This is a genomic window from Sutterella parvirubra YIT 11816, from assembly GCF_000250875.1.
Classification (GTDB): Bacteria; Pseudomonadota; Gammaproteobacteria; order Burkholderiales; family Burkholderiaceae_F; genus Sutterella; species Sutterella parvirubra.
Map to the genome: position 1 here is coordinate 55,676 of NZ_JH604985.1, position 8,976 is coordinate 64,651.

At 65.5% G+C, this 8,976-nt stretch carries 11 protein-coding genes; 1 reads left to right on the top strand and 10 read right to left on the bottom strand.

Annotated elements, in window-relative coordinates:
- On the top strand, positions 1 to 904 hold a 904-nt coding region (dcuC, locus tag HMPREF9440_RS12025), incomplete at its 5' end, for a C4-dicarboxylate transporter DcuC (RefSeq protein WP_008542714.1).
- A gap of 179 nt (positions 905 to 1,083) precedes the next feature.
- Here dcuC and iscX read toward each other — a convergent pair.
- From iscX to HMPREF9440_RS06760, 10 genes are all read right to left on the bottom strand, one after another.
- Positions 1,084 to 1,278, bottom strand: a complete 195-nt coding sequence (gene iscX, locus HMPREF9440_RS06715) for a Fe-S cluster assembly protein IscX (protein WP_008542715.1) — start codon at positions 1,276 to 1,278, stop codon at positions 1,084 to 1,086.
- A 2-nt stretch (positions 1,279 to 1,280) separates the two neighbouring features.
- Positions 1,281 to 1,616, bottom strand: a complete 336-nt coding sequence (gene fdx, locus HMPREF9440_RS06720; RefSeq protein WP_008542717.1) for an ISC system 2Fe-2S type ferredoxin — start codon at positions 1,614 to 1,616, stop codon at positions 1,281 to 1,283.
- 15 nt (positions 1,617 to 1,631) lie between these two features.
- Complete coding sequence (gene hscA / locus HMPREF9440_RS06725; protein WP_008542720.1) at positions 1,632 to 3,551, bottom strand: Fe-S protein assembly chaperone HscA; 1,920 nt, start codon at positions 3,549 to 3,551, stop codon at positions 1,632 to 1,634.
- 22 nt (positions 3,552 to 3,573) lie between these two features.
- Positions 3,574 to 4,053: a Fe-S protein assembly co-chaperone HscB gene (hscB, locus tag HMPREF9440_RS06730; RefSeq protein WP_008542726.1), complete on the bottom strand. Its 480-nt coding sequence runs from the start codon at positions 4,051 to 4,053 to the stop codon at positions 3,574 to 3,576.
- Positions 4,054 to 4,061: 8 nt separating this feature from the next.
- Positions 4,062 to 4,385 (bottom strand): iron-sulfur cluster assembly protein IscA, encoded by a 324-nt coding sequence (iscA, locus tag HMPREF9440_RS06735; protein ID WP_008542727.1) that lies wholly within the window; start codon positions 4,383 to 4,385, stop codon positions 4,062 to 4,064.
- Positions 4,386 to 4,389: 4 nt separating this feature from the next.
- Positions 4,390 to 4,779 carry a Fe-S cluster assembly scaffold IscU gene (iscU, locus tag HMPREF9440_RS06740; protein WP_008542728.1) on the bottom strand — a complete coding sequence of 130 codons (390 nt, stop codon included), beginning with the start codon at positions 4,777 to 4,779 and terminating at the stop codon, positions 4,390 to 4,392.
- 55 nt (positions 4,780 to 4,834) lie between these two features.
- The gene (locus HMPREF9440_RS06745; protein WP_008542729.1) at positions 4,835 to 6,046 is read right to left on the bottom strand and encodes an IscS subfamily cysteine desulfurase; all 1,212 of its coding nucleotides are present in this window, start codon (positions 6,044 to 6,046) and stop codon (positions 4,835 to 4,837) included.
- A 39-nt stretch (positions 6,047 to 6,085) separates the two neighbouring features.
- Positions 6,086 to 6,583: an Rrf2 family transcriptional regulator gene (locus HMPREF9440_RS06750; RefSeq protein WP_040764454.1), complete on the bottom strand. Its 498-nt coding sequence runs from the start codon at positions 6,581 to 6,583 to the stop codon at positions 6,086 to 6,088.
- Positions 6,584 to 6,844: 261 nt separating this feature from the next.
- A complete protein-coding gene (locus HMPREF9440_RS06755) occupies positions 6,845 to 7,363 on the bottom strand; it encodes a low molecular weight protein-tyrosine-phosphatase (protein WP_050816173.1) in 519 nt (172 codons plus the stop codon).
- A gap of 146 nt (positions 7,364 to 7,509) precedes the next feature.
- On the bottom strand, positions 7,510 to 8,976 hold a 1,467-nt coding region (locus HMPREF9440_RS06760), incomplete at its 5' end, for a helicase-related protein (RefSeq protein ID WP_040764457.1).

The following is an 8,976-nucleotide window of genomic DNA, read 5'->3' on the forward strand; positions in this document are numbered from 1 at the left end:
CACCTCCGCCGCATCGGCGGCCGCCGTCATCGGGACTTCGGCCGGCATGACCTTTGCGCCCACCGCCGGGACGGCGAGCCTCGCCGCCAAGGTCGCGAACCTCGACCCGATCATCTACCTCGTGCAGTACCAGCTCCCGATCGCGGTCCCGACCCTCATCGTCGCGGGCGCCGCGCACTACTTCGTGCAGCGCCACTATGACCGGAAGGCCGACGACGTCTACAGCGAAGTCGTGGAGGTGAAGAAGTCGGACGCGCCGGCCGCCCCGAAGTGGTACGCGATCTTCCCGGTCCTTCCCATCGCGCTTCTCATCATCTTCTCGAACCTCGTCGTTTCGTCCGTCAAGCTCGACACGATCGCCGCGCTCTTCATGGTGTGGATGGGCGTCGTCATCATCGAAGTCATCCGCTGCCGCGACGTGAAGAAGATCTTCAAGGACGCGATGGCGATGTTCCAGAGCATGGGGAAGATGTTCGCGGGGATCGTCGCGCTCATCATCTGCGCGGAATTCTTCGCGACGGGCCTCAAGACCTCGGGGCTCATTGACATCATCATCAATTCCGCCCAGGGCGTGGGCGCCGGTATGGGCGCGATGACCGTGCTTTTGACCGGCATCGTCTCGATCGTCACCTTCCTCACGGGTTCGGGCGTCGGCGCCTACTCGTCCTTCGCGGCCCTGGCGCCCGACGTCGCCGCGGGGTTGGGCGGCTCCGTCGAAGCGCTCGTCACGCCGATGCAGTTCGCCTCCGGCATGATCCGTGCGATGAGCCCGGTGGCGGGCGTCATCATCGCGGTCGCGGGCGCCGCGGGCGTGAGCCCCGTCGCGATCGTGCGCCGCACCTGGATCCCGATGATCCTCGGCCTCGTGACGACCTTGATCGTCAACATGATCCTCTTCGGGTAACCGTCTCCTCAGGGAGGACGTCCGGGCGACATACCCTCGGCCATGCCGGACGTCCTCTCTCCCCTTCACCTTCCACCCTAGCAAAAAGGAGGCGAGCAAGCGCTCACCTCCTTTCGCTTTTTCCGGTTCTCAAGGAAGCCCCTGAAGGGCTCCTCCATCCGTGACTTCCGTCTCGTCCGTCAGTCCCGTTCGTCCAACCACACCGTCAGGATCGCTTCGAGAATCTTCTCGTTGCTCCCTTCCGGGTCGTCGTCGAAGTCGGGAAGCGCGCAGATCATCTCGTGCATCTTCACGAAGGAGAGCGTGAGCGGGTCCACGTCCGGGAATTCGTCGGCGAGCGTCTCGCCGATCTCACGCGTGTCGGTCCACTTCATGATCAGTGCTCCTTCGCGTGATTGCGGGAATACTTCGGGATCTCGACCGTGATGTCGGCCTCACCCACCGTCGTCTGGCAGGAGAGCCGCGAGTAGAGCCCAGCGCCCCAGGCGGCATCGAGGTGGTCGAGCTCGTTGTCTTCGGGTTCGTTCAGCGTCTCCAACCCCTCGCGGACGTAGACGTGGCAGGTCGAGCAGGCGCAGGAGAATTCGCAGGCGTGCTCGATCTTGATGCCGTTCTCAAGCAGCGCGCGGGCGAGGTTGGCGCCGACGGGCACCTCAAAGGAAGTGCCTTCCGGGCAGAGTTCGGCGTGAGGGAGGACGGTGATCTTTGGCATGAAGGGTCTCCTTCGTCAATGCTTGGCGGGTTCTGCGGGTTCTTCTTCGTCGTCCGCGAAGAGGTCGTCGTCCAAGGACTTCCCCTGGAGCGCGGCGCGGATCGAGCGGTCCATGCGGCGTTCGGCGAAGGTCTCGGTGCCCTTCGTGAGAGCCTCCGAGGCGGCCTTGATCGCCTGGGTGTCGTCGGTGGCGGCAAGGCGCGTCAACTCCTCGACCAAGCGGTCGATCTCGGCGCGCTCGTCCGCGGAGAGGAGATCGGCGTCTTCGGCCAAGGCGCTCGCGACGGACTCCATGATGCGGCGGGCTTCGACCTGCTGCTCGCGGAGTTCGCGCGCACGCATGTCGGCTTCGGCGCTGCCGTTCCCGTCGCGGAGCATCCGGACGATTTCGTCGTCGGTCAGGCCGTAGGAGGGCTTCACCTCGACGCGGGCTTCGACGCCCGTCGTGGTTTCGCGCGCGGAAACGGAAAGGAGCCCGTCGGCGTCCACCTGGAAGGTGACGCGGATGCGGGCGGCGCCCGCCGCCATCGGCGGGATGCCGCGGAGTTCAAACTTCGCGAGCGACCGGCACGCGTCCACGACTTCACGCTCACCCTGCACGACGTGGAGCGCCATCGCGGTCTGCCCGTCCTTGAAGGTGGTGAAGTCCTGCGCCATCGCGGTCGGGATCGCGCTGTTGCGCGGGATGATCTTCTCGACCAACCCGCCCATCGTTTCAAGGCCGAGCGAGAGGGGCGTGACGTCCAAAAGGAGCCAGTCGTCCCCTTCCGCGGTGTTGCCTGCGAGCTTGTTCGCCTGCATCGCGGCGCCCAACGCCACGACGCGGTCCGGGTCGATGTCGACCAGGGGTTCGACGCCGAAGAGCTCGCGCACGGCGCGGCGCACGCAGGGCATGCGGGTCGACCCGCCCACGAGCACGACGCCCTTGATCTCAGTAGGTTCGAGTTCGGCGTCCTTCAGGACGGCCTTCACCGCGCAGAGGGTCTTGCGGACCAGATGCGCCGTGATCTTTTCGAATTCGTCGCGCGTCAATTCCTCGTCGACCACGAGGCCGTCGTCCAACTCCACGCGGATCCGGGTGGTTTCCGCGTCGGTCAGCGCCTCCTTCGCGGCGCGCGCGGCGTCGATCAGGCGGCGCTTCTCTTCAGGCGACAGGATGCGGTGCACGCCCTCGTCGCCCAGGCGCTCGACCAAACGGCAGAAGATGCGGTGGTCGAAGTCGTCGCCGCCCAAGGACGCATTCCCGCCCGTCGCGAGCACTTCGAAGACGCCGCGGTTGAGTTTGAGGAGCGACGCGTCGAAGGTGCCGCCCCCCAAGTCGTAGACCAGGTAGACGCCTTCCGCACCGTTGTCGAGCCCGTAGGCGAGTGCGGCGGCGGTGGGTTCGTTCAGAAGACGGAGCACGTTGAGGTTCGCGAGGCGCGCCGCGTCCTTCGTCGCCTGACGCTGCGCGTCGTCGAAGTAGGCGGGCACCGTGATGACGGCCCCCATGAGGTCGCCGCCCAGGCGCGCTTCGGCGCGCGCGGCGAGCGACTTCAGGATTTCGGCGCTCACTTCGACCGGGCTCTTCACGCCCGCCGCGGTGCGGATCGCGAGCATCGCGCCTTCGTCGACGATGTCGTAGGGAAGGCTCGGCAGGTTCGCGAGGTCTTCGCGGCGGCGGCCGATCAGGCGCTTCGCGCTCGAGATCGTGTTCTTCGCGTCGTCGCGCGCGTGCTCGCGCGCTTCGCGGCCCACCGTCACGGTGCCGTCGGCCTGGTAGCGCACGACGGACGGGAGCAGCGTCTCGCCCGCCTCGTCCGCGATGCACTCGGGTTCGCCGCTCCGAACGGTCGCGACGATCGAATTCGTGGTCCCGAGGTCGATCCCGACCGCGAGACGGTGTTCGTGGGGTGCCGCGGAAAGTCCGGGCTCGGCGATTTGAAAGAGCGCCATCAGTGTAGGTTCCTTTCTGTCGTCACTTCGTCTGCGCGAGGAAGCGCTCGACGAACATCAGTTCGCGCGTGAGGTCGCGGGCCGCCTGAAAGTCGCGGCGCACGTCGATCGCGTCGGCAAGCTGCCCGAGCGCGCGGTCGCGCATCGCGCGGGCTTCCGAGAGCGCCGCTTCGGCGTCGGCCCCGCCCGCTTCCAGCGCTTCGCGCCACTCGATCTGGCGCATGAGGAATTCGGGGGGCATCGCGGTGTCGGTTTCGGCGTTCACCGGCGCGCCGTTCTGCGCGCAGAACCACGAGGCGCGGCGCACGGGATCGCGAAGCGTGTCCCACGCTTCGTTGATGCGGGCGGTCCACTGCTCCGCGACGCGGCGCTCGGCCGCCGGGCGGTCCGCAAAACGGTCCGGATGAACGCGAGCGAGCGCGCGCTCGCGCGCGCGCCCGAACTTTTCAAGATCGATGCCGAAGCGGGCTTCGGCACCGAAAAGGGCGAAGGGATCGGTCATCCTGACCCTCAGACGTGGAAGGATTCACCGCACCCGCAGCGGCTCGTCTCGTTGGGGTTGTTGAAGCGGAACCCCTCCTGCAGACCCTCGCGGGTGTAGTCGAGCTCGGTGCCGTCGATGTAGGGCAGGCTCTTTTCGTCGACGATCACCTTGACGTCGAAGCTTTCCCAAACCTTGTCGTCCTCGTTGATCGCGTCGGCGAACTCGAGCTTGTAGGCCATGCCGGAGCAGCCCGAGGTCTTGACGCCGAGACGCAGGCCGATGCCCTTGCCGCGGCGTTCGAGGTACTTGCGGACGTGACGGGCGGCCGCTTCCGTGAGCGTGACGGGCATGGTCTTACTCCTTCTTTTCCTGCTTGCTGCGGTAGTCGCGGATGGCGGCCTTGATGGCGTCTTCCGCGAGGATCGAGCAGTGAATCTTCACCGGCGGGAGCGCGAGCTCTTCGGCGATGGCGGCGTTGGTGAGCTGGGAGGCTTCGTCCAGAGTCTTCCCCTTCACCCATTCGCTCACGAGCGAGGAGCTCGCGATCGCGGAGCCGCAGCCGTAGGTCTTGAACTTGGCGTCCTCGATGACGCCCTCGCCGTTCACCTTGATCTGCAGACGCATCACGTCGCCGCAGGCGGGCGCGCCCACCATGCCGGTGCCGACGTCGTCGGCGTCCTTGTCGAGCGTCCCCACGTTGCGGGGGTTTTCGTAATGGTCGATGAGTTTTTCGCTGTAGGCCATGTTCTGGTCTCCTGGTGCTCCGGGACCCAAGAGGGCCCCGGACGGGAAATCGGGATTAGTGTTCGCTCCACTCGATCTTCGAGAGGTCGAGGCCCTGCTGGTGCATTTCCCAGAGCGGGCTCATTTCGCGGAGCTTCGCCACCTTTTCGACGAGGCTCTTGACGACGTAGTCGATCTCCTCTTCGGTCGTGAAGCGCCCGAGCGTGAAGCGGATCGAGCTGTGGGCGAGTTCGTCGTCGCGGCCGAGCGCGCGCAGCACGTAGCTCGGTTCGAGCGACGCCGACGTGCACGCCGACCCCGAGGAGCACGCGATGTCCTTCAAGGCCATCATCAGGCTTTCGCCCTCGATGAACGCGAAGCTCACGTTGAGGTTGTGGGGCGAGCGGTGCTCCCAGTTGCCGTTCAGATAAATCTCGGGAATGTTGCTGCGGATGCCGTCCCAGAGGCGGTCGCGCAGGCGGCGAAGGCGCGGAAGCTCTTCATCCAATTCGAGCTTCGCCAAGCGGTACGCTTCGCCCATGCCGACGATCTGGTGCGTGGCGAGCGTGCCGGAGCGCATGCCGCGCTCGTGGCCGCCGCCGTGGATCTGGCACTCGATGCGAACGCGCGGACGGCGGCGGACGTAAAGCGCCCCGATGCCCTTCGGGCCGTAGACCTTGTGCGCGGAGAGGCTCATCAGGTCGCACTTGATCGCGTCGACATCGAGCGGCATGTGGCCCGGGGCCTGCGTCGCGTCGCAGTGGAAGAGGATCCCGCGCTCACGGCACATCGCGCCGATCGCTTCGAGGTCCTGAATGACGCCGATTTCGTTGTTGACCGCCATGACGGAGACGAGGATCGTGTCGGGGCGCATCGCGGCGCGGAGCGCCTCGAGGTCGATCAGACCGTCTTCCTGAACGTCGAGGTACGTGACCTCGTAGCCTTCCGTTTCCAGGTGGCGCATGGAATCCAAAACCGCCTTGTGTTCGGTTTTCACCGTGATGAGGTGCTTGCCCTTCTCGCGGTAGAAGTGCGCGGCGCCCTTGATCGCGAGGTTGTCGGCTTCGGTCGCGCCCGACGTCCAGACGATTTCGCGGGGATCCGCACCGATCAAGGCGGCGACGTGGCCGCGGGCTTCCTCAACCGCCTTTTCGGCCGTCCAGCCGTAGGCGTGGCTGTGCGAAGCGGGATTCCCGAAGTCTTCCGTCAGGAAGGGGATCATCTTGGCGGCGACGCGGGGATCGACGGGCGTCGTGGCGGAGTAGTCAAGGTAAACCGGAAGCTTCATGATGCGTTCCTTTGTGTCGTTCAGGGTCTCTCGCCCGTCTCAGGGACGGGTCTGGTGTCGATGCGAATCGTGTTCGTGCTTCGCCGTGGGGATCACCGCGGGGACGTGTTGGCGCTTGCCCTTGCGGTGCTTTTCCTCGGCAACGAGCGACGCGAGCGTGATGCCGGAGAGGAAGCTCTCGATGACGCCGTTCAGCCTCTCCCACAGGTGGTGGGTGAGACAGGCGGCGCCGCCGAGGCATGTCCCCGTGCCCCCGCACTGCGACGTGTCGAGGTTTTCGTCGACCGCGGCGATGATGCGGTCGATCGTGATCCGTTCGGGAACGTCCGCAAGCTTGTAGCCGCCGCCGGGACCGCGCGTGCTCTCAACGAGCCCCGCGCGGCGCAGCCGGCAGAAGAGCTGCTCCAGATAGGCGAGCGAAATCTTCTGCCGCTCGGCGATCTGGGAAATCGGGATCGGGCCTGAGCCCTCGGCCTGGTGCAGGGCGATGTCCACCATCGCCGTGACGGCGAAACGCCCTTTGGTCGTGAGCTTCACGTCGGTCCTCCTCCCTGCGGTGTGTCCCAAAAAAGCCGGGCGGAAGGCCTCTCCCGGCCCTCTCGCCCATACCCGACCAATTCAGTCGGTTATTCAGCGTGAGACGAATCATATACCCAAATACCCGACCAAACAAGTCAGCCATTCGACTTGACCGAAGGTGGTAGGGAAAGACGTACGGACGGGGTAGCGAAGGACGAAAAAGCCGACCCATCGGGGGGTCGGCTCTTCGTCGCGTCAATCCTTCTCGGAGAAGCTTTCTCAGAGAGGCGTATTCTCTTCGGGCGGGAGCTCCGCCAAGAGCTTCTTCGCCTTCTTTTCGAGGTTCTCCAAAAGGCCCTCGCAGGCGTCCGTGCAGTATTCGATCACCTGGTTGAAGCCTTCGTTGAGCCCGTAATAGGGGTCCGGCACCACCGCGGCGTCGATGTCGTTCGCGTAGCGCATGAGAAGCTGGATCTTGTGGCGGTACTGCGCGGGCGAGCGCTGCTGGAGTTCGGTGAGGTTCTCCCAGTCCATCGCCAGGATCAGATCGGCTTCCTCAAAGTCTTCCAGGGCGACCTGGCGGGCACGATGCTTGGAGATGTCGAGACCGCGCTTCCTCAGGGCCAACTGCGCGCGCACGTCGGGCGCTTCGCCCACGTGATAGTCGCTCGTGCCGGCGCTGTCCGAGGTGATGACGCGCTCGAAGCCGAACTGCTTGACCATGCGGGTGAAGATCGCCTGCGAAGTCGGGCTCCGGCAGATGTTCCCCGTACAGACGAAAAGTATTTTGATCACGATGTTCACCGAACGGGCCGCCGAGGACCCGGCAAAGATGGTTCCAATGCTGGGTATCCTACCGCAGACGGTGGCGCTTGACTATATCTTTTTCGGAGGCCGCCCCGATTGAGGCCGATCCCAAGGGCCTCACCTGTGCCCGGGAAGCCTCAACGGTCGACCGACGCGCCGAAGGCTTCTTCGCGCAGGGCGCGCAGCTCCTCACGCAGCTTCGCCGCGCGTTCGAAGTCGAGGTTCCGCGCAGCCGTCATCATCTCGTCCTCGAGCTTCTTCAGGGCCCTGGCGAGTCCCTTTTCGTCCGTGGGAACGGCGGGCTTCGCCGTCTCCTCCGACGGCGGGACCAGCATGTCGGGACCGCGCTCGACGACGTCGATGATGTCGCGGATCTCCTTCTTGACGCCGCGCGGCACGATCCCGTGTTCGCGGTTGAAGGCTTCCTGCTTTTCTCTTCGGCGTTCGGTTTCGCCCACCGCCTTCCTCATCGAGTCCGTCATGCGGTCGGCGTAGAGGATGGCGCGGCCGTGAAGGTTACGGGCAGCGCGGCCGATCGTCTGGATGAGGGACCGCTCGCTTCGCAGGAACCCCTCCTTGTCGGCGTCGAGAATGGCAACCAGGGAGACTTCCGGAATGTCGAGGCCCTCGCGCAGCAGGTTGATGCCTACGAGCACGTCGAAGACCCCGGCGCGGAGGTCGCGGATGATCTCGACGCGCTCGACGGTGTCGATGTCGGAGTGGAGGTACCTCACCCGCACACCGTGCTCCGACAAGAAGTCCGTGAGGTCTTCGGCCATGCGCTTCGTGAGGGTGGTGACGAGGACGCGCTCACCCTTCTTGACGACCTCATGGATTTCGGAGAGCAGATCGTCGACCTGGGAGACCGCCGGGCGGATTTCGACCGCCGGGTCGACGAGCCCGGTGGGGCGCACGACCTGCTCGACGATTTCGCCGCCGCTCTTCTCCAACTCGTAGTCGGCGGGCGTCGCGGAGACGAAGATCGAGCGCTTCATCTTCGACTCGAACTCGTCGAACCGGAGCGGCCGGTTGTCGAGCGCCGAAGGCAGACGGAAGCCGTAGCGCACGAGCGTTTCCTTCCGCGCGCGGTCGCCGCGGTACATGCCGCCGATCTGGCCCATCATCACGTGGCTCTCGTCGAAGAACATCAGCGTGTCTTCGGGGAGGTAGTCGATGAGGCACGGGGGCGGCGCCCCGGCGGGGAGGCCCGTCAAGTGGCGGCTGTAGTTTTCAATCCCCTTGCAGAAGCCCACCTGGTCCATCATCTCCATATCAAAGCGCGTGCGCTGCTCCAGGCGCTGGGCTTCCACGATGAGGCCCTCGTTCAGAAGCTCCTGGCGGCGCTCCTTCAATTCTTCGCCGATCGTCCCCAGGGCGCGGACGATCTCTTCCCGCGGCGTCACGTAGTGGCTCGCCGGGTAGACGACGAAGCGCGGAACCTTCTGCTCGACGGCCCCCGTGATGGGGTCAAAGAGCAGGATCGCATCCACCTCGTCGTCGAAGAGCTCCACGCGCACCGCACTTTCGGCGTGCTCCGCCGGAAAGACGTCGATCGTGTCGCCGCGCACGCGGAAGGTGCCGCGCACGAAGTCCATGTCGGTGCG